This is a genomic window from Asanoa sp. WMMD1127 (assembly GCF_029626225.1).
Taxonomy (GTDB): Bacteria; Actinomycetota; Actinomycetes; order Mycobacteriales; family Micromonosporaceae; genus Asanoa.
The window spans coordinates 5,502,350-5,520,876 of the sequence record NZ_JARUBP010000001.1 but is presented as its reverse complement, the minus strand read 5'-3'; the positions used below and the strand labels follow the sequence as shown (position 1 = coordinate 5,520,876).

The window sequence follows — 18,527 nt, the reverse complement described above, 5'->3', positions numbered from 1 at the left end:
ACCCGCCGCGCGGTCAGGTCACCAGCCGGAAGAACTTCTCCCACGGGCCGATGGCTGTGCGGTTGGCGATCAGGGGCGCGGCGCCGCGGTCCTCGGCCGTGACGTAGCGGTTGTTGACGTTGGCCCGCAGGCTGACCGTGCCGTCGGCGTTGGTGACGGGCGTGAACTTCTCCCAGCGCCCCACCGCCGTGCGGTTGGCGACCAGCGGCGATCGGCCGGCGTCCTCGGCGGTGACGAAGAGGCCGTTGCTCCGCGCCCGGAACGCGACCATCCCGCCGCCCGCGTCGACCTGGTCGAACTGTTCCGTGCGGGCGACCACGGCGCGGTTGGCGATCAGGCCGGTGGCGGCCGCGCTGACGTAGCGCCGGTTGACGCCGGCCAACAGGTTGACCAGCGGCGCCGGCCGGGCGAGACGGAACTTCTCCCACCGGCCGACGGCGGCCCGGTTGGCGATGAGGGCGGACCGGCCCGCGTCCTCGGCGGTGACGAACAGGTTGTTGACGGCCGCCCGGAGGCTGACCGTCCCGTCGGCGTTGGTGACGAGCTGGAACCTCTCCCACGGCCCGATCGTGGCGCGGTTGGCGACCAGCGGCGCCGCGCCGGCGTTTTCCGCGGTGACGAACCGGCCGTTGACCCGGGCCCGCAGCGCCACGAAGCCGCCGCTGAGGTCGATGCGGTCGAACTGCTCCCACGGCCCGATCGCGGCGCGGTTGGCGACCAGCGGCGCCGCGCCGGCGTTCTCCGCGGTGACGTAGCGGTTGTTGACGTTGGCCAGCAGCGCGGTCGCCGGCCCACCGACCAGCCGGGCCAGGGCGGCGTAGTCGCCCTGGAACACGTCGAGGTCGGGCGACGCCCAGTCGGACCCGGGGATCGACTCGCCGGCCGCGTGCTGCCACATGGTGAACGACGGCCAGCCGGCCGGCAGCGGCGGCGGGTTCTGGGAATAGTTGGCGAGGAACAGCGGGTTCGCCGCGAACCGGGTGCTGCTGCCCGTGCACGCGTTCCACCAGTTGGTGTTCGTGTAGATCATCGCCTGGCGGCCGGTGCGGACCGCGACCTCGTCGACGAAGTCCTGGATCCAGGCCACCATCTGCGCCGGCGTCAGGTTGTAGCAGTCGCCCAGGCCCCACTCGGGTCGCGGCCACTCGATGTCGAGCATCGGCGGCAGGGTCAGCCCGTCGGCGGGGTGCGGCGCCAGGTCGAGCAGCACGTCGGCCTGCTGCCTGCCGGTCGTCAGACCCGGACGGGCCCGGTGGTACGCCCCGGCGTAGACGCCGTTGGCCCGCGCGCCCGCCCAGTTCGTCGCGAAGAACGGGTCCGGGTTGTTGTTGGGCAGGGCGCGCCCGTCCTGCTCGCTGACCCGGATGTAGGCGAACCTCGTGCCGCCCTGGGCCAGCACCGCCCAGTCGAGGGCCGGCCCCTGGAAGTAGGACACGTCGACGCCGCGGATCGCGTAGCCGGGCGGCGGCGGGATCGCCCGCGCCGGCGTGGCGACCGCCGACAGGCCGGCCGCCACCATCGTCACCACCAGCAGTGTCGCCCACCGTCGCCGAGCCATGGCCGCCTCCTGGGGACAGGGTCCTCCCCGCCGGCGGGAACCTCAACCACCGCTGCGGTCGGGTCGCCGACTCAGGGCAGCCGCGCTCCGATGTGGATCGCCACGGCGTCGTGCGCGGCGACGTTGGCGCTGAACCAGCCGCCGCTGTCCACTGTGATCACCGGGCCGGTGCAGCCCGACCCGGAGCGCTCGCCGTGGATCACGTCGCAGTAGCGGCCGGCGGGCAGGTTCGAGTCGTACGACCGGCCGTTGACCGCGCCATCCTCGTCGTTGATCGTCAGGTAGCCGGCCGAGCCGCGCCCGAACGCGATGTGGTTGTTGCCGTTGTCGTACCAGTTGACGACCGGCGTGCCCTCGACCGCGTTGCGGAAGCCGACCATGTTGGCGATCACCTGCCACCGGTGCTCGCAGCGCCACCCACCGGAGAAGCAGGTCGCGTTGCTGGTGCGGCCGGAGCTGTCCGACGGCGGCCCCTGGTCGCGCGAGCTGAACTCGTAACTGGACATCACGGTCGGCGAACCGTAGGGCCAGGCGAGCATGAACGCGTTGGCGAGCGCGTAGCTGCCGTTGTCGCGGTAGGTCAGCACACCGGCGACGTCGCGCTGCGTGTCGTGGTTGTCTACGAACGAGACCGCGGAGCCGGACGGCAGGTAGCCCCACGCCTCGCCGAAGTCGCGCAGGTAGGCCAGCCGCTCGTTGCGGAACATCCGGGCGAGGTCCTTGCCGAACCGGAACTCGTGGACGTCGCCGTTGCCCGTGTATTCGCCCGGCGTGATCGGCTCGCCGGCGCCGTGGATGACCTCCTGCACGAGATATGCCGGGCGGGACAGCCGGGACCTGATGTTGGCGATGTCGGCCGCCGGCATGTGCTTGCTGGCGTCCATCCGGAAGCCGTCGACGCCGAGGGACAACAGGTCGTTGAGGTACGCCGCGAGCCGCCCCCGCACATAGCTGGCGCCGGTGTCGAGGTCCGCCAGGTTGACCAGCTCGCAGTGCTGCACCTCGTAGCGGTCGTTGTAGTTGCGGATGTCGTCGTCGCCGTTGCGCCCGCAGTGGTGGAAGTCCTGCGTCTGGTAGACGCCCGGGTAGTTGTAGTGGCTCCACGCCGAACCGGCCCAGCCCGGCCCCGTCTTGTCCTCGTTGGCCATGTGGTTGACGACGGCGTCGACGATCACCTTGACCCCGGCGTTGTGGCACGCGGTGACCATCGCGGCGAACTGGGCCCGGGTGCCCTTGCGCGACTCGATCCGGTAGCTCACCGGCTGGTAGGCCACCCACCACTCCTGGCCGCGCACGTGCTCCTGCGGCGGCGAGACCTGGACCCAGCCGTAGCCGCGCGGCCCGAGGAAGGACGTGCACTCGTTGGCCACCGAGGTCCAGTTCCACTCGAACAGGTTGGCGATCACCCTTCGCGGGCCGGCCGGCGCCGCGGCCGCGGGGCCACCGGACGCCACGAGCAACGACGCGGCGACCATCGTCACCACGGCCAGGGCGAGTCGCCTCATCGCGAACCTCCACACATCGACAGTCACCGTTGTCGATGGTACGCAGCTCCCGGTCCGGCCGCTGGGCCTGAGGGTAACCTAAGTTCCCATGGAAACATCTCAGCGGCGGGGCCGCCGGCAGCACGTGCTGACCGTGGAGTCGACCAAGGAGCTGACGCCACACCTCGTGCGGGTCGTCGCGACGGGCGAGTCACTGGCCGAGTTCGCCGACAACGGCTGCACCGACGCCTACGTGAAGCTCATGTTCGTCGACCCCGCGCTCGGCCTGGAGCCGCCCTACGACCTCGCCGCGCTGCGGGAAACCGGCCAGGCTCCCGTCGTACGCACGTACACGGTGCGGTGGTTCGACCAGGAGGCACGCCGGCTGGCCATCGACTTCGTGACCCACGGTGACACCGGAGTGGCCGCGCCCTGGGCGATGAAGGCCAACCCCGGCGACCGGCTCGTGCTGTCCGGGCCGGGCGGGGCCTACGCGCCCGACCCGGCGGTGCCGTGGCACGTGTTCGCGGGCGACCTCTCCGCGCTGCCGGCGATCGCGCGGTCGCTGGAGGCGCTGCCGGGCGACGCGCGCGGCGTCGCGCACCTCGAGGTCAACGGCGACGCCGACATCATCGACCTCGAACGCCCGGAGCACGTGACCGTCGACTGGCTGGTCAACCCGGACCCCGACGACATCGCGTTCCTGGCCCGCGCCGTCGACGGCGCGCACTGGCCGGGCGGGCCGGTGCAGGTCTTCGCGCACGGCGAGCGGGAGTCGGTCAAGGCGATCCGCGGCGTGCTGCGGGACCGTGGCGTACCGCGCGAGGCGATCTCCATCTCCGGCTACTGGGCCCGCGGCCGCACCGAGGACGCGTTCCAGGCCGAGAAGCGCGACCCGATCGGCCAGATCGACTGAGCCCGGCCCCGGGCCGAGGTTCACGGCGTATTCGGTCGCCGTTCGCCCGTCAACATGATCACTGTTCGCGGTCCGCGCGCCTACTGGGCGCGGACCATCCGCGAACGAGGAGTGATCATGGAACTGACACCGAGCCGGCGCAGCGTGCTGGCCGGCGCCGGTCTGGTGGGCGCCGGCACGGCGATCGGCGCGTTCGTCCCGGCGCCTGCGAGCGCCCAGGGCAGCGGCGGGACGGCGGCCGGCAAGGGCGGCCGGCCGGACCCGGAGCAGCCGAGGTTCACCCTCGCCGTCATCCCGGACACCCAGTATCTGTTCGACACGGACCGCGGCTCACTGCGGCCGGCGAGGTCTTCACGATCCTGGACCGGCGGCGTACCCCGTACAGCGTGCTCGCCGGCAACGTGTTCGGGCCCGAGCACTTCCGCCAATTGGCGACCTACCGCGGCGCCACGCCGGAAGGCTACAACACTTACCACGTGTTCCGGCCGGCCGGGAGTGGGTGGTGTTCGCGCTGGACTGGCCGCACTCGGGCGTAGGCGAAGACCTAGTCGTAGTCAATGAGCGAAAGGCTGAAGCCGATCGTTCGGCAGCCTTCCGCCCGAACCGCTGCGCCTTAACGGATCTCGCACGGTGCGGCCAATCGGTGCGTTGCAACCCGGCCGTGCAAGCAAACGGCTACCAGCCTGGCGGCGGCGAGCACAGATCCCCCTCCTGTCCCATTGAGCCTCACCACGTTCCCAAGACCAGTTGACCCATGTCATCGGAAGCACTGGTAAACGTCAAGCGTGAGCGTCACCCGCTCCATCCGCATCGGTCCGGGTCGCATCGACAACGGCTACTTGAACCACTGGAACAAGAGCGAGGTTCCAGATTGCCTGCTCCGCCCGTCGCTGATCGGCCCGTAGCGGAGCGACACGCACACCCGACTCACCACTCGCCATGTCCTGGCTAAGCCAGATCGCGATCTCGCCTGCCTCGCGCCCAGTTGGTCCAGCCGCGGACGGGGAACCAGTCGGAGCAGTCGACCGATCGTTCATGTCAGCGCGATGCCGTTGCCACTCCATTAAATTCTTCATCACCCGTTCGATGCTCCACAGGCCAGCCAAGACCCATGCGAACGGTTCCGATGCGCCGGCCAAGGAAACGATCATCGTCTCAAGCGGACTAGCGATCTTCAGCTTTCGAACCCCGGGGACCGGCAGTAACTGATCTAGCACGATGTGGAACTCTTCGACAATCCGGTCCCGGACGGTAGCCGCATACAGGCTCCCCTCCGCCGCGATCGACTCTTCGTGGGCCCGTTGTAGACGATCGCGAAGGCCAATAGATGATTCATCCTCCCGCTTCAAGGCCTCCAGCAGCATCGAGTACCGCCATAGGTCCTCGAAACTACTTAAGTACCTGACCACAGCGGTGGAAGCCGGATCCTCACCTAGATCAGCTCGGAACCACAGCGCGGGTTGGACCATGCCCGATTGAACCATGCGCAGGATCGCGGATCATCGTCCGATGAGGCAACCGGCACCCTACCTATCGTTGGCGATGTGTCCGACCGTCTAGCAGCAAAGCTGACTCCACCACGATATGGCCACGAACCTGCTGTCGGCCGCAACGGAAGCGCCGTCGGGCCATTCTGGGCCACGACGGCGGGGTGACGCCGCCTGCTGCGGCAGGCCATGCCCCGGCCTCTTAACCGAACTCGACCTGTCCGACAGGTCCACCCTTCCCGACGGGCGCCGACCTGGTCGAGCCGATTGCAACGCTCAGCATGTCGGAGGTGACGGCGCTGCGGTGGGCGGTCTTTCGCTCAACCAGGACGGCATCTCGCGACCAAGTGTGGCCACGAGATGCGCGCCGACGAGTGGATCCATGTCGCGGTCCTAAACGACGGCCGCACCACGACGCTCCACGTGGACGAGGCGGAGCTGTGCGCAACCCGTCGACCGCGGCGAAGGGCCACCTCGCAGGAGCGATGGCGCGTGGGCGCCTACCACTACGACCGCATCGTCGAGCAGGCCTTCTACGGCTGGCTCGGCGACGTCCGCATTGTCGACCGGGCGCTGCCGGTCGACAAGTTCCTGCGGGCCTGACGCGCGTTGGCAAGGGACCCTTCTTATCGCGGAAAGCGATAAGAAGGGTCCCTTGCTTCCGTTACAGGCGGCCGGAGGCGTCGCCGTTGTCCTGGTCCGCGACGAACGCCGCGATCCAGGCCAGCGGCGCGTTCCAGTTGATGGTCAGCTCGTTGGTCGACCACGACTCGATGTCGTCGATGTAGCAGAACTGCGGCGCGCAGCCCTGGAGCTTCTGCTGCGCCACCGGGTCCTGGATCGACGAGTTCGGGCCGCCCGACAGCGTTCCCCGCGGCGGGTTCGGCAGGTCGGGGTTGAGCTGGCGGGCGTACCACCGGCTGTGCTGGTTCTTCGACGCGACCTCGCCGTAACCGGTCACATAGGACTGGTTGAGCGCGTTGCGGCCGAAGATGTAGTCCATCGTCTCCAGCACGGCGTCGCGGTAGCGGTCCTTGCCGGTGATGTCGAACGCCGCCGCGAGCACGACCGCGTTGTTGAGCACCAGGTTGTTGGAGCCCCAGTCGTACGTGTTCTCGGCCGGCGCGTACGGGATGCCGTAGGGGTGGGCCCTGGCCGTCGCCAGGTAGGTGTCGGCACCCTCCACAACGGACTGGCGCACCCGCGACCGGTCGGGCAGCAGGTTGGGCAGCGTGGCGAGCTCGAGCCGGCCGAGCTGGGCGGTGTGGCCCCAGTCGAAGCCCCGGTCACGCCAAATGTCGCCGGTGTGGTGCGGCGAGGCGAGGATCGCGTCGCGATATTCCCTGCCGCCCGTGGAGATGAACAGCTCCGCGGCCGCCCAGTAGAACTCGTCGGTCACGTCGTCGTCGTTGTAGGCACCGCCGCCCACCCCGTCCGCCGGGTCAGCGTAGAGCGCCGGGTTGGCCTTCGCCGCCGCCCACGCCGACTTGGCCGCGGCCAGGTTGCGCTGGGCGAAGCGCCAGTCGTACGGCGCGAACACCCGGGCCGCCTGGGCCGCGGTGGCGGCCAGGTTGAGCGTCGCCGCGGTCGAGACCGGGTGCAGCTCGCGCGGCTGCGGGTCCTGGTGCGGCAGCAGCGGCAGGCCGGTCCAGGCCGCGTCGTGGATCTTGTGATGGGCCATCCCGGCGTACGGCTGGCCGGTGGGCACCTGCATCTTCAGCAGGAACTCCTGCTCCCAGCGGGCCTCGTCGAGGATGTCCGGCACCTTGTTGCCGCTCTCGGGCACGGCCAGCGTCCCGTCGCGCAGGGTCCAGAACTCGCCGGTGCGGGCGAGCAGGGAGCGCTCGTACTCGCTCATCAGCTGGTGCACCGAGATGCCGCCGTTGACGACGTACTTGCCGTGGTCGCCGGCGTCGTACCAGCCGCCGGAGACGTCCCGCCGGTAGTCGCAGACGCCGGGCTGGCACGGCACGTCGGTGTCGCCCTGGTTGGGCGCGACGCCGACGTGGCCGGCCGGACGGCCGTAGCCCGGGCGCAGGGCGTCGTCGATCGCGACACCGCTGCGCTGGGTGTAGTAGAACTTCAGCGCGTCGAGCCGCAGCTGCTCGTAGAAGTCCGTGCCGATGTCGAACGGCCGGCTCGTCTCGCCGTCGGCGACCAGCGTGTAGCCGGTGCCCTTGCGCTTGAACCCGGTGAAGGAGATGGTCTGCACGTTCTGGCCGGACGAGGCGTCGACCCCGCGCGGCGTCGAGGTGCCGCTGGCCACCACGGCGCCGGCCGCGTCCTTGAGCTGCCACGGCAGCGGCGTGGTCGCCTCGGTCACCACGGTCGCGTTCTTGGGCCCGGTCAGCAGGTAGCCGACCTGGTTGACCCGCACCCGCGGCCCGGTGTCCGGCACGTACTCCTCCGGCTCGGCGCCGCCCTGCAGCGAGACGTTGTCCAGGCAGATCCGCCACGGTGTCGCGCTGCCGCCGATCTGGAACGCCACCTGCGCGTTGGGCAGGCTGACCGGCGACGTGAACGTGTAGGTGTAGTCGTTGCCCGAGACGCTCAGCTCCGGGCTGGCCGACAGATATTGGGTGTACGGGTCGACCGGCAGCTGGATCAGCGCCTTGCCGACCCGGGCCGGGGTCGCGGTGCCGAAGAACCGGAACTCGTAGGTCTCCCCCGCGACGAGGGGCACGTTGTCCTGGCCGATGATGGCGTCCCAGGGGTTGACGGTCCCGCCGGGCACGTCGGCACAGAGCTGGCCGCTGGTCGAGTCGAGGGTCAGGTTGCCGGTCGCCCACCAGGGCGCGTGGCCGTTGTCGAAGGTGCCGTTGACGATCTGTTCGGGCCCCTCGGCGGCGGCCGGCGCCCCGGACAGCGCGGTGGCCGCCAACGCGACACCGACGACGCCGGCCAACCGGCGCCGCCATGGCTTGAGCACAGACACGGATGTCCTTCCGATGAGGGTGGACGGTGCATCGAAAGTGATGAGATCATTGGGAGCGCTCCCAACTGATGGGATGCTGACATCTCACCGTGTCGCATGTCAATGGTTCGATCCGGTCAGCGCGCCGGCGCGGCGACGGCGCCGGTCGCGGCGACGTCCGGGAGTCGCTCGGCCCGGTCGCGCACCTCGACGAGGTTGCGGTAGACGCCGATCGGCAGCTGCCGGATCAGCCACAGCGTGGCGTCGTCGGCGCCCTGCAGCCGGGCGTGGTTGACGAGATCCTGCCGGTTGACGGGGAAGCCGGCGTCGCGCAGCACCGCGGCCACGGCCTCCCATCTCTTCTTCTCCATGGCCGCCGCTACCCGCCTGGCACCATCGCTAACGACTGTCCCAACGCGCATGTCCGGCGGGCAGGCGGGTAGGCGGGCGGCATGAGTGAGCCCGAAGAGAGCTACGAGAAGACCTCGAAGACCGACGACGTCCTGCTCAAGCCCGTTCTCAAGGATCTGGAGAGCCTCAAGGAGGGCGAGGACCTCGACGAGCGCGACCGGCCCCGGTCCCGGTCCCGAAAGCAGGAGGAAAACACCGAGGGGAGGTAACGGCGCCTGTTTCACCGCGCCGGCGTACCCGTCGGGGTTATGGTCCGTGAGGCGCCGCCGCTTCCGGCGCGCGACCGGTCGGCTCGAGGCGGGGAGCGACGCAGTGCCGGGGATCCGACGCGGCACGCCGATGGACCCCACGCACCGCAACGCCCTCATCGTCATCGCCGTCGCGTGCGTGATCGGACCGCTGTTCAACGCCTCGTTCACGCTGGCGCTCGACCGGCCGACGCCGCGCGACGTGCCCGCGGGCATCGTGGTCACGACCGCGACCGAGCGCGCCGCCGCGGAGCTCCAGGCCCGGACGCGTGGCGGGTTCGCCTTCCGGCCCTATGGGACGGCCGCGGCGGTGGAGGAGGCCCTGCGCGACCAGGACATCTACGCGGCGCTGGTGCCTTTCGGGGCGGAGGCGCGGCTGCTGGTGGCCAGCGCCGCGGGCAGCTCGGTCGCGCGCGTGTTCGAGCGGGCCGCGGCCGGCATCCCGGTCGTGGACGTGCGGCCGCTGCCGGCGGGTGACTCGGCCGGCCTGCTGCCCTTCTATCTCACCGTCGCCGCGACCGTCACCGGCTTCGTGAGCATGCTCCAGCTCCGGGCCCACGCCGCGACACTGTCGCTGCGCCGCTGGCTGCTCTGCATGGTCGGCCTCGCCGTGGTGGCCGGCGGCGTCATGACCGTCGTGACCGGACCACTGATCAGCGCGCAGGCAGGCCCGTTCCCGGCCGTCTGGGCAACGGTCGCCGGCATGATCATGGTGGCGGCGTTGTGGGCGGCCACCATGCAGATCCTCACCGGACCGTGGACGTTCGTACCCACGTTCCTGTTCCTGATGGTGCTGGGCCTGCCGTCCTCCGGCGGCGCCGTCGCCCCTCCCCTGCTCCCCGGCTTCTTCCGGATCCTGGCCGAGCTCCTCCCGGCCGGCGCCGCCGTCGACACGCTGCGGAACCTGCTCTACTACCGCGACGCCCCACACGCCGGCCCGATCTTCGTGCTGGCCGCCTGGCTCCTGTTCCTGCTCGGCTCCCTGCTCGTCGCCGCCCGCCTCCGCGGCCGCACCCCGGGCGGCGACCCCTTTCCGCCACCACGCGCATAGGCCCTAAAGGGTCGGGCGGCTCTGAGTGTCGCGCACCGTCAGCCATTGCCAGACGGTGAACTCGTCGAGGTTGGTCAGCGCGCCGAAGCGGCTGCTGCCGCCGGAGTCGCCGATGCCGCCGAACGGCGCCGGCGTCTCGTCGTTCACCGTCTGGTCGTTGATGTGGATCATGCCGGCGCGCAGGCGTTCCCCGACCGCTCGGGCGCGGCCGGCCGAGCCGGCATGGATCCCGGCCACGAGCCCGTACGGGGTGGCGTTGGCCAGGCGAACCGCCTCATCGTCGTCGCGCACCGAGGTGATCACCGCGACCGGTCCGAAGATCTCCTCGGTGAACGCCGGCATGTCGGGCGTGACGTCGGCCAGGACCGTGGGCCGCAGGAACAGCCCGTCCCGCGTGCCGCCGGCCACGACCCGCGCGCCCGCTTCGACGCTGCGCTCCACGATGTCCGTGATGTGCTCCGCCTGCGACTCGTTGATGACGGGGCCGAGGTCGACGTCGTCGCGCGGGTCGCCGACCGTCAACCCGTCGGCGATCTTCGCCACCGCTTCGACGTAGCGCGCGGCGATGGGCGCCGCGACCAGGTGCCGGCCGGTGGCCATGCAGATCTGACCCTGGTGGGCGAAGCTGCCGTAGGCGCCCGCGGCCGCGGCCGCCCCCACGTCGGCGTCCTCGAGCACCACGAACGCGTTGTTGCCGCCCAGCTCCGAGACCATCTTCTTGAAATGCTTGCCGGCGGCCTCGGACAGCTTCCGGCCGACCGGGGTCGAGCCGGTGAACGACACCATGTCGATGTGCGGGTCCTCCGCGACGGCGTTGCCGAGCTCGCTGCCCTTGCCCGGCAGCATGTGCAGCACCCCCGGCGGCAGGCCGGCCTCCTCGAACAGCCGGGCGATGGCCACGCCGCAGCACACCGCCGTCTCGCTGGCCGGCTTGAGGACCACGGCGTTCCCGGTGGCCAGCGCGGGAGCGACCGACCGCAGCGCGAGCACCAACGGGAAGTTCCACGGCGCGATCACCGCGACGACGCCGTGCGGGACGCGCCGAGCGAGGCTGATCCGGCCGGGTTGGGTGGTTCGCAACAGCGTGCCCCACGGCTCGGCCGGCAGCGCCGCCGCTTCTCGGAGCTCGGCGAGGCCAAGGTCGAAGTCCAGCTGAGCGGCCGGCGCCGCCTTTCCGGCCTCGCGTACCAGCCAGGTCAGGATCTCCGCTCGATGTTCGTCGAACAGTGTCGCGGCCCGGCGCAGGACGTCGGCCCGTTCCTGGAACGGTGCGCCGGCCCAGGCCCGACCGGCCTCGGCCGCCCGCTCCGCGGATTCGGCGAGCCTCTTGGCGTCGGCGGTGCCGACCTCGCCGAGCACGTCACCGGTCGCCGGTTCGGTGGCCGGCATCGTGTGGCCGGTGGCGGTCCACTCACCGGTGAAGACCTTGCCACCCCACACGGTCACGTCGTCCAACAGTCCCATGGCCGGTCCTCACGTGGCCGTGTTGAGCGCGACCTTGATCCATCCCGGTTCGCGGCGGTCGAACTCGCGGTAGGCGGCCAGGACGTCGCTCATCGGCTCCTGCTCGGTGAGGAGCAGGGCCGGGTCCACCGCGCCGGCGGCGACGAGCTGGAGCAGGTGCGGCATGTAGTGGCGGTGGTTGCAGTTGCCGGTCTTGACGGTGAGGTTCTTGTTCATCACCACACCGATCGGGTAGCTGCTGACCGTTTGCGGATAGACGCCGATGATGCCGATCGTGCCGGCCTTGGCCACGGCCTGGGCCGCCCACCGCGACACCTGGCTCGGCGCGTCGCCGGGCGCCCACTGCCCGCTGCGCGCGTCGCTCTCGGGGGCGGTCTGGTCGCGCTCGGCGTCGAACTGCTCCGCCTGCTCGGCCGGCACGCCGGTCGCGGGCCGCTCCGCGTCGACCCCGACGGCGTCGATCACCCGGTCGACGCCGATGCCGCCGGTCAGGTCCTGGATCGCGGCCACCGGCTCCTCGGTGTCGAAATCGACGGTCTCGGCGTGCTGGGCCTGGGCGAGCGCGAGCCGGTCGGCGTTGTGGTCGACGGCGATGACCCGGCCGGCGCCCTGCAGGTAGGCGGAGAGGATCGCCAGCTGCCCGACCGGCCCGGCACCGAACACGGCCACGGTGTCGCCGGTGCTGACCTCGGCGAGCTTCGCGCCGAACCAGGCCGTCGGGAAGATGTCGGAGACCATGATCGCTTGGGCGTCGCTGACACCGGGCGGCACGGGCACGAGACTCGAGTTGGCGTACGGGGTGCGCGCGTACTCGGCCTGGAGGCCGTCGAAGGCCCCCGCCGCCTCGGGGCCGCCGTAGAAGGCGGTGCCGGCGAGCTTGCCGCCGGGGTTGGCGTTGTCGCACTGGGCCTGGTAGCCGGCCCGGCAGTAGGAGCAGTAGCCGCAGGAGATGGTCGACGGGATCACGACGCGGTCGCCGGTCGAGAAGTTGCGCACGCCCGACCCGACCTCGACGACCTCCCCCACGGCCTCGTGGCCGATCACCGTGCCGTCGCGCATCCCGGGCATCGTGCCCCGGACGAGGTGCAGGTCGGTGCCGCAGATGGCGCTGGTCGTGATCCGCACGATCGCGTCGGTGTCGGACTGGATCTTCGGTTCGGGCACGTCGTCGAGCCGAATGTCGCCGACGCCGTGCCACACCACTGCCTTCATGCCTGACTCCCTCGATCGTGACCGGTCCGCCCGGTGCGGTGTGCCTACCCGGCATCACCGCCGATATGCGGCCCGCTGCCGGGCGCGCCGCTTCAGTCCGAGGCTCGCCGCGCGGCCCGCCGGACGACGGCGAATGCGATTGCGCCGGCCAACAGCCAGGGTGCCGCGTTGAAGAACGGGTCCAGCGCCTGGTGCACGCGGTCGGCGCGCTGCTGGTCCTGGCGCGACGCCACCCCGTGGCCCGTGATCTCACCGCGGAGGCCGGTCTCGGTGATCGGGTTGTCGGGCCGTGTCGAGGCGAACGACCGCAGGATGCTCTCGACCGTGTCCACCCGGTCGGCGGCGAGCAGGAGCAGCCAGTGCGCCGCCCGGCCTTCGCTGTAGGCACGGTAGGCGTGCCGGCGGATCACCCCGGAGAGGCCGCGGGGCGGGCAGGTGGTGCCGAACACCGGCGTCAGGAACTTGTGCTCGACCGAGCGTTCCCGCGGCCGCCGTTCGGGCTGCCGTTCCGGGAACTCCCACCGCGCGATCGGGTCGAACCGCTCCTGCGGCACCGACGGCCGGTCGCTCGGGTCGAGGTCGACGCCCCAACCGGGGATGCGGGCGCGCAGCTCGTCGCTCGACTCGGCGAGCTTGGGCTTGTCGGGCGTGTAGGCCATGGTTCGCTCCGGCGGTCTCAGGCGGCGCTGGGCATGATGATCGGCTTGATGCAACCGTCGAGCCTCGCCGAGAAGATGTGGTACGCCTCGGCGATGTGCTCGAGCGGCACGCGGTGGGTGATGATGTCGCTGGGCTTCAGGTAGCCGTTGCGGATGTGCTCGAACAGCCGGGGCCACTGCCGCTTCACCGGGCACTGGTTCATCCGCAACGTGAGGCCCTTGTTCATCGCGTCGCCGAACTTGACCAGGCTGAACATCGGCCCGTAGGCGCCCATCACCGAGACGGTGCCGCCCTTGCGCACCGAGTCGATCGCCCAGTTGAGCGCGATGGGTGACCCGCCCTGCAGCTTGAGGCGCGTGGCCGTCACGTGCTGCAGGAAGTTGCCGTCCGCCTCCGCACCCGCGGCGTCGATCACGACGTCGGCCCCGAGGTGGTCGGTGAGGCGCTTCAGGTGCACCACGATGTCGTCGTACTCGACGAAGTTCAGGGTTTCCGCCTGCGCGAACTCGGCCGCCTTGGCCAGCCGGTAGTCGAGGTGGTCGATCACGATGACCCGGCCGGCGCCCATCAGCCAGGCGGACTTCGCGGCGAACAGGCCCACCGGCCCGGCGCCGAACACCACAACCACGTCCCCTTCGACGATGTCGCCGAGCTGCGCGCCGAAGTAGCCGGTGGCGAGGGCGTCGGTGAGCAGGACGGCGTCGTCCTCGTCCATCCACTCGGGAATGACCGTCGGCCCGACGTCGGCGAACGGCACCCGGACGAACTCCGCCTGGCCACCGTCGTAGCCGCCCGTCGTGTGCGAGTAGCCGTAGATGCCGCCGACGGCCGTCGCGTTCGGGTTGACGTTGTGACAGTTCGAATAGAGACCGCGGGCGCAGAAGTAGCAGGAGCCGCAGAAGATGTTGAACGGCACCATCACGCGGTCGCCGGGCTTCAGGTTCTCGACCGACGGACCGACCTCGTCCACGACGCCGATGAACTCGTGCCCGAAGGTCGTGCCGACCCGGGTGTCCGGCATCATGCCGTGGTAAAGGTGCAGGTCAGAGCCGCAGATCGCCGCCCGGGTCACCCGCACGACGGCGTCGTTCGGATGCTCGATCGACGGCCGGTCCTTCTCCTCCAGGCGGATCCGGTAGGGGCCCCGGTAGACCATGGCACGCATCAGCAACCTCCGCTGTCACGGACGGGCGTCCAGGCGGTGGCTACCCGCTCGAACCCGTCGCAAACAGCGGTCACCCGGTGAGCGCCCCGAGGCGGGGACAGACGCGGCGGGCGCTGTGCTCGTAGACCTTGGCCCGATCGGCGGGTGCCAGACGCAACCGACGAAGCCGAGCTCCGCGACGCAGCGCCGCAGCTCGGGCACCGACCGGGCGATGGCGCGTGTCGCGCGACTGCGGCAGCTGGCACACACCGGCGAACCGCCCCGTCACCCGGGCCACGAGGTCGTTGCGATGCCGGGCCGAGGCCGCACTGGTCGCCTCGTCGCCCGCGTGGTGGCCCATGGCCGACGCCCGCGGCGAGAGGATCGTGAGGTCGACACCCCCGCTCGTCCATCAGCCGCAACCGACTGTCCTCGATGGACGCACAAAGTGTCCGCATCGGAGATATACGGACGGTCGGGCGGCGAACCCGCCAGCTGGGCCTGCCGCCAAATGGTATGGGCGGCCGGCGCGACGACCGCGACCCAGCTGTTCAGTGGCCGCCTTACGCCGAGCCGGGAGGTAGGCCGCGCCGGCGCAGGCCCGCGGCGAGCGGGGCGCTGTCGAACGCGCCGGCAGCGAGGCGGCCGGCGACGGTCCGGGTGACGAGCCGGCGTGCCAGGCCAGGGAAGTGCCGGGCGACGGCCAGCTCCACCCGGCCCCGCCCGGTGGTGGCGAGGTCGGCCGGGGCGCGGCGGGCGGTGGCCGCCCGCAGCACCGCGGCGACCACGCCCTCGACGGGCTCGAAGCGGGACACCCCGTCCAGCGACAGGCCGGCGGCCGCGGTGGAGTCGTGGATCGGCGAGGCGACCATGCTCGGATAGACGACGCTGACGCCGATGTGGGTGCCGACCTCCAGGCGCAGGGCGTCGGCATAGGCGACGAGGGCACGCTTGCTGACGCCGTACGCGGCCGCCAGCGGCAGTGGCAGCAGCGCCATCCGGCTGGCGATGAACACGATCCGGCCCCGCGACTCCTCGAGCGCCGGGATCGCCGCCGCCGTCGTCGACCAGGCGGCCAGCAGGTTCACCTCGAGCTGCCGCCGCACCACCGCGTCCGGGGCGAGCTCGGCCGGCGCGGGGCCGCCGATGCCGGCGTTGTTGACGAGCAGGTCGAGCCCGCCGAGCCGGTCGACCGCCGTCGCCACGGCGGCGCGCACCTGGCCGGCGTCGGTGAGGTCACAGTGGATGGTCGCGCCGGCCAGGTCGAGGCCGACCACCCGCGCGCCGCCGGCTTCCAGGGTCGCCGTCAGCGCCCGGCCGATCGTGCCGGCCGCGCCGGTCACGACGACGCGCCTGCCGTGCAGCTTCACGGGACCTCCGTCCAGGCGACTCCCCTGCCCCGGGCCCGGCGGCGCCGGCCCTGGCGCAGCTCGTCGGCCGCGAGGGCGAGGTAGGCGTCGAAGTCGATGCGCATGGCGGTGCGCCGGTCGCCCCACCGCTGGTGGGCCCGACGCAGCCGGGCCGCCCGATCGGCCCGCTGCTCCGCCGGGGTGGGCAGGGCGTGGTCGCCGGCCAGGTGGGCCGCGACAAGCCGGGCCTGAGCCTCCACAATGGGCAGTGCGGCGCCGGTCGACTGCATCAGTCCCACGAGGAACAGGCCCGGCTCGTCGAGGTGGAAGACGTGTCGGTAGAGCGGCACCCGGTCGCCGGCCGCCGGCGGGTCGAGGAACGGGATCTCGGCCCGGTAGCCGGTGCACCACACCACCAGGTCGACCTCGTCGCGGCGGCCGTCGGCGAACTCGACGACCGCGCCGTCCGCGCCCGCGATCGCGCCCCGGACGGCGATGTCGCCGTGGCCGACCCGGGTCAGCAGCAGGTCCGACAGCGTCGGATGGTCCTGCAGGAACCCGTGCGCCGGCGCGGGCAGGCCGCGGGCACGCGGATCGCCGGCCGCGAGGCGCAGCGTCGCCTGGCTCACCACCTGCCGCAGCCGCCAGGGCAGCCGCTTGGCCAAGGCGCCGTTGAGCGTGTCGGACGGGCGGCCGAACAGGTATTTCGGCACCACCCAGACCCCGCGCCGCAACGAGAGGATCGTCCGCTCCGCCACCTGCGCCGCGTCGGCGGCGATGTCCATGGCCGAGTTGCCGCCGCCGACCACCAGCACCCGCTGCCCGGCGAGCTGGGCCGGCTCCCGGTAGTCGTGGCTGTGCAGCTGTTTCGACGTCAGCCCGGCCAGCACCGGATCCGGCGAGCGGGGCACGCTGTTGTGTCCGGACGCCACGACGACCGCGCTCGTGCGCACCGAGACGGGGCCTGCCGGCCCGGAAGCGGTCACCGACCAGTCGCCGTCCGGCGAGCGGCGGACCCCGGTGACGACGTGCCCGTGCCGGATCGCGGGCCGGAGTCCGAAGTGGTCGGCGTAGTCGGTCAGGTAGCCGAGAATCCGGTCGTGCCGCGGGTAGTCGGGCCAGTCGTCCGGCATCGGGAAGTCGGCGAACTGCGTGCGGGTGCGGCTGGTGTCGAGGTGCAGCGTGCGGTAGGCGCCCGAACCCGGCCCGTCAGCCATTGCACATCCGATCCATCGACATCTAACGTCGCGCGCATGACCCGGACCCCGCTCGATCCGGCCGTCGGCATCAGCACCGTGGCGCTGCCACGCGGCCGGTTGGCGGCCTTCGCCGGCGGGTCGATCGGGATGGGCGTGTGGATCACCGTACCCGGTCTGCTGCTGCTCTACTTCCTCACCGACGTGCTGGCCGTCTCCCCGCTGGTGGCCGGGTTCGCGCTGCTCGTACCGAAGATCGCCGATGTGCTCCTGCACCCGTTCGTCGGCCACTTCTCCGACGCGCAGCGCGCCCGGCACGGCCACCGGCTGGCCCTGATGCTGGTCGCCTGCCTGCTGCCGTTGGTGTTCGCGGGCATGTTCGCCGTGCCCGGCGCTCTGCACGGCAACGGCGCCGCGATCTGGGTGGCCGGGTTCTACGTCCTCGGTAACCTGCTCTACGCCGCCTACCAGGTCCCCTACCTGTCCACGCCGGCCGACCTCGCCATCGACTACCACGAGCGCACCCGGCTCATGTCGTTCCGGATGGTCGTGCTCACGGTCGGCATCCTGCTCAGCGGCGTGCTCGCCCCGGAGATCGTCGGCGGTGACGACCCCACCCGTCGCGGCTACCTGCTGATGGGCGTCGTGCTGGCCGCCGCCATGCTGGGCGCGATGGCCGTCGGGATCACCGGCGTGCGCCGGCTCGCCGCGGTCGCCGGCACGCCGGCCAACCCGGCACCACCACCCCTGCGCGGCGTACGCGTGCTCCTCACCTCCCTGCGCGACCCCCACTTCCGCCCGCTGGTCATCGCGTTCCTGCTCACCTCCACCGCGACGCACCTCGTGCTGGCCGCGGTCCCCTACTTCACCACCTACGAGCTGGGCGACTCCGGCCTGACCAGCGTGCTGATCGCCGCCTTCCTGGCACCCGCGCTGCTGGCCACGCCGGCCTGGCTCGCGGTCGCCCGGCGGATCGGCAAGCAGCGCGGCCTGCTGCTCGCCCAGGCCGTCTTCGCGGGCGGCTGCCTCGTCGTGGCGCTCGGTCACCACGCCCCGCTGGCCGTGCTGGTCGCCGTCGTGGCGGTGCTGGGCATCGCGTTCGCCGCGCTCCAGCTGCTCGCCTTCTCGATGCTGCCCGACGTGGTGGCCGCCGCGGCCGGCCGCAAGATCGCCGACGCCGGCAGCTACACCGGCGTCTGGACGGCGGCCGACTCCGCCGGCGGCGCCCTCGGTCCCTACCTCTACGCCGCGTGCCTGGCCATCGGCGGCTTCGTCGGCAGCGGCAGCGGCGACGACGTCGCGCAGACCGCCTCCGCGCTCGACGCCGTCCGCTACGGCTTCGCGATCGTCCCCGCCGTGCTGCTGCTGGCCGCGTTCCTCATCCAACGCCGCTACACCCTCGACCGGGCCGCAACCCCCGCGAGCTGATATTG

The 18,527-nt window shown here is 71.5% G+C and carries 17 protein-coding genes; 5 read left to right on the top strand and 12 right to left on the bottom strand.

Annotated features, from left to right (window positions below; genetic code table 11):
• Positions 1-13: 13 nt before the first annotated feature.
• Together O7635_RS26295 and O7635_RS26290 are read right to left on the bottom strand one after the other, a co-directional pair.
• A complete protein-coding gene (locus O7635_RS26295) occupies positions 14-1,558 on the bottom strand; it encodes a GH25 family lysozyme (protein ID WP_278083148.1) in 1,545 nt (514 codons plus the stop codon).
• Positions 1,559-1,629: 71 nt separating this feature from the next.
• On the bottom strand, positions 1,630-3,063 hold the full coding sequence (locus tag O7635_RS26290; RefSeq protein ID WP_278083147.1) for an alpha-amylase family protein: 1,434 nt from the start codon (positions 3,061-3,063) through the stop codon (positions 1,630-1,632).
• An 88-nt stretch (positions 3,064-3,151) separates the two neighbouring features.
• On the opposite strand from O7635_RS26290, the gene O7635_RS26285 reads away from it, so the two are divergent.
• The gene (locus O7635_RS26285) at positions 3,152-3,958 is read left to right on the top strand and encodes a siderophore-interacting protein (protein WP_278083146.1); all 807 of its coding nucleotides are present in this window, start codon (positions 3,152-3,154) and stop codon (positions 3,956-3,958) included.
• An 80-nt stretch (positions 3,959-4,038) separates the two neighbouring features.
• On the opposite strand, the gene O7635_RS26280 is transcribed toward O7635_RS26285, so the two are convergent.
• Together O7635_RS26280 and O7635_RS26275 are read right to left on the bottom strand one after the other, a co-directional pair.
• Entirely contained in the window at positions 4,039-4,251 is a 213-nt protein-coding gene (locus O7635_RS26280; protein WP_278083145.1) for a hypothetical protein, read from the bottom strand.
• 486 nt (positions 4,252-4,737) lie between these two features.
• Positions 4,738-5,322, bottom strand: coding sequence for a hypothetical protein (locus O7635_RS26275; RefSeq protein ID WP_278083144.1), 585 nt, complete (start codon positions 5,320-5,322; stop codon positions 4,738-4,740).
• Positions 5,323-5,805: 483 nt separating this feature from the next.
• On the opposite strand from O7635_RS26275, the gene O7635_RS26270 reads away from it, so the two are divergent.
• A complete protein-coding gene (locus tag O7635_RS26270; protein ID WP_278083143.1) occupies positions 5,806-6,048 on the top strand; it encodes a LamG-like jellyroll fold domain-containing protein in 243 nt (80 codons plus the stop codon).
• A 61-nt stretch (positions 6,049-6,109) separates the two neighbouring features.
• Here the strand turns inward: O7635_RS26270 and O7635_RS26265 are convergent, their stop codons facing one another.
• Both O7635_RS26265 and O7635_RS26260 read right to left on the bottom strand, forming a co-directional pair.
• Entirely contained in the window at positions 6,110-8,380 is a 2,271-nt protein-coding gene (locus O7635_RS26265; protein ID WP_278083142.1) for a glycoside hydrolase family 9 protein, read from the bottom strand.
• A gap of 116 nt (positions 8,381-8,496) precedes the next feature.
• Positions 8,497-8,730, bottom strand: a complete 234-nt coding sequence (locus O7635_RS26260) for a DUF2795 domain-containing protein (protein WP_278083141.1) — start codon at positions 8,728-8,730, stop codon at positions 8,497-8,499.
• Positions 8,731-8,811: 81 nt separating this feature from the next.
• On the opposite strand from O7635_RS26260, the gene O7635_RS26255 reads away from it, so the two are divergent.
• On the top strand, positions 8,812-8,979 hold the full coding sequence (locus O7635_RS26255; protein WP_278083140.1) for a hypothetical protein: 168 nt from the start codon (positions 8,812-8,814) through the stop codon (positions 8,977-8,979).
• A gap of 103 nt (positions 8,980-9,082) precedes the next feature.
• Positions 9,083-10,069 (top strand): hypothetical protein, encoded by a 987-nt coding sequence (locus O7635_RS26250; RefSeq protein WP_278083139.1) that lies wholly within the window; start codon positions 9,083-9,085, stop codon positions 10,067-10,069.
• A 3-nt stretch (positions 10,070-10,072) separates the two neighbouring features.
• Here the strand turns inward: O7635_RS26250 and O7635_RS26245 are convergent, their stop codons facing one another.
• The 6 genes from O7635_RS26245 to O7635_RS26220 all read right to left on the bottom strand — a co-directional run bounded on the left by O7635_RS26245 (position 10,073) and on the right by O7635_RS26220 (position 17,115).
• Positions 10,073-11,533, bottom strand: coding sequence for an aldehyde dehydrogenase family protein (locus tag O7635_RS26245; protein ID WP_278083138.1), 1,461 nt, complete (start codon positions 11,531-11,533; stop codon positions 10,073-10,075).
• Between the two features lie 9 nt (positions 11,534-11,542).
• Positions 11,543-12,745, bottom strand: a complete 1,203-nt coding sequence (locus tag O7635_RS26240; RefSeq protein WP_278083137.1) for a zinc-dependent alcohol dehydrogenase — start codon at positions 12,743-12,745, stop codon at positions 11,543-11,545.
• A gap of 92 nt (positions 12,746-12,837) precedes the next feature.
• Positions 12,838-13,404, bottom strand: a complete 567-nt coding sequence (locus O7635_RS26235) for a hypothetical protein (RefSeq protein ID WP_278083136.1) — start codon at positions 13,402-13,404, stop codon at positions 12,838-12,840.
• 17 nt (positions 13,405-13,421) lie between these two features.
• Positions 13,422-14,570 (bottom strand): zinc-dependent alcohol dehydrogenase, encoded by a 1,149-nt coding sequence (locus tag O7635_RS26230; protein ID WP_278083135.1) that lies wholly within the window; start codon positions 14,568-14,570, stop codon positions 13,422-13,424.
• A gap of 542 nt (positions 14,571-15,112) precedes the next feature.
• Positions 15,113-15,919, bottom strand: coding sequence for an SDR family NAD(P)-dependent oxidoreductase (locus O7635_RS26225; RefSeq protein WP_278083134.1), 807 nt, complete (start codon positions 15,917-15,919; stop codon positions 15,113-15,115).
• Positions 15,916-17,115 (bottom strand): NAD(P)-binding domain-containing protein, encoded by a 1,200-nt coding sequence (locus O7635_RS26220; protein ID WP_278083133.1) that lies wholly within the window; start codon positions 17,113-17,115, stop codon positions 15,916-15,918. Before O7635_RS26220 ends, O7635_RS26225 begins: the two co-directional genes overlap by 4 nt.
• A gap of 36 nt (positions 17,116-17,151) precedes the next feature.
• On the opposite strand from O7635_RS26220, the gene O7635_RS26215 reads away from it, so the two are divergent.
• A complete protein-coding gene (locus O7635_RS26215; protein ID WP_278083132.1) occupies positions 17,152-18,522 on the top strand; it encodes an MFS transporter in 1,371 nt (456 codons plus the stop codon).
• Positions 18,523-18,527: the final 5 nt, after the last annotated feature.

Excerpts from the sequence above, each read along its gene's own strand:
- O7635_RS26295 (WP_278083148.1), bottom strand. The coding sequence starts at position 1,558 with ATGGCTCGGCGACGGTGGGCGACACTGCTGGTGGTGACGATGGTGGCG.
- O7635_RS26290 (WP_278083147.1), bottom strand. The coding sequence starts at position 3,063 with ATGAGGCGACTCGCCCTGGCCGTGGTGACGATGGTCGCCGCGTCGTTG.
- O7635_RS26285 (WP_278083146.1), top strand. The coding sequence starts at position 3,152 with ATGGAAACATCTCAGCGGCGGGGCCGCCGGCAGCACGTGCTGACCGTG.
- O7635_RS26280 (WP_278083145.1), bottom strand. The coding sequence starts at position 4,251 with ATGACGGCGAGGGTGAACCTCGGCTGCTCCGGGTCCGGCCGGCCGCCC.
- O7635_RS26275 (WP_278083144.1), bottom strand. The coding sequence starts at position 5,322 with ATGCTGCTGGAGGCCTTGAAGCGGGAGGATGAATCATCTATTGGCCTT.
- O7635_RS26270 (WP_278083143.1), top strand. The coding sequence starts at position 5,806 with ATGCGCGCCGACGAGTGGATCCATGTCGCGGTCCTAAACGACGGCCGC.
- O7635_RS26260 (WP_278083141.1), bottom strand. The coding sequence starts at position 8,730 with ATGGAGAAGAAGAGATGGGAGGCCGTGGCCGCGGTGCTGCGCGACGCC.
- O7635_RS26255 (WP_278083140.1), top strand. The coding sequence starts at position 8,812 with ATGAGTGAGCCCGAAGAGAGCTACGAGAAGACCTCGAAGACCGACGAC.
- O7635_RS26245 (WP_278083138.1), bottom strand. The coding sequence starts at position 11,533 with ATGGGACTGTTGGACGACGTGACCGTGTGGGGTGGCAAGGTCTTCACC.
- O7635_RS26240 (WP_278083137.1), bottom strand. The coding sequence starts at position 12,745 with ATGAAGGCAGTGGTGTGGCACGGCGTCGGCGACATTCGGCTCGACGAC.
- O7635_RS26235 (WP_278083136.1), bottom strand. The coding sequence starts at position 13,404 with ATGGCCTACACGCCCGACAAGCCCAAGCTCGCCGAGTCGAGCGACGAG.
- O7635_RS26230 (WP_278083135.1), bottom strand. The coding sequence starts at position 14,570 with ATGCGTGCCATGGTCTACCGGGGCCCCTACCGGATCCGCCTGGAGGAG.
- O7635_RS26220 (WP_278083133.1), bottom strand. The coding sequence starts at position 17,115 with ATGGCTGACGGGCCGGGTTCGGGCGCCTACCGCACGCTGCACCTCGAC.
- O7635_RS26215 (WP_278083132.1), top strand. The coding sequence starts at position 17,152 with ATGACCCGGACCCCGCTCGATCCGGCCGTCGGCATCAGCACCGTGGCG.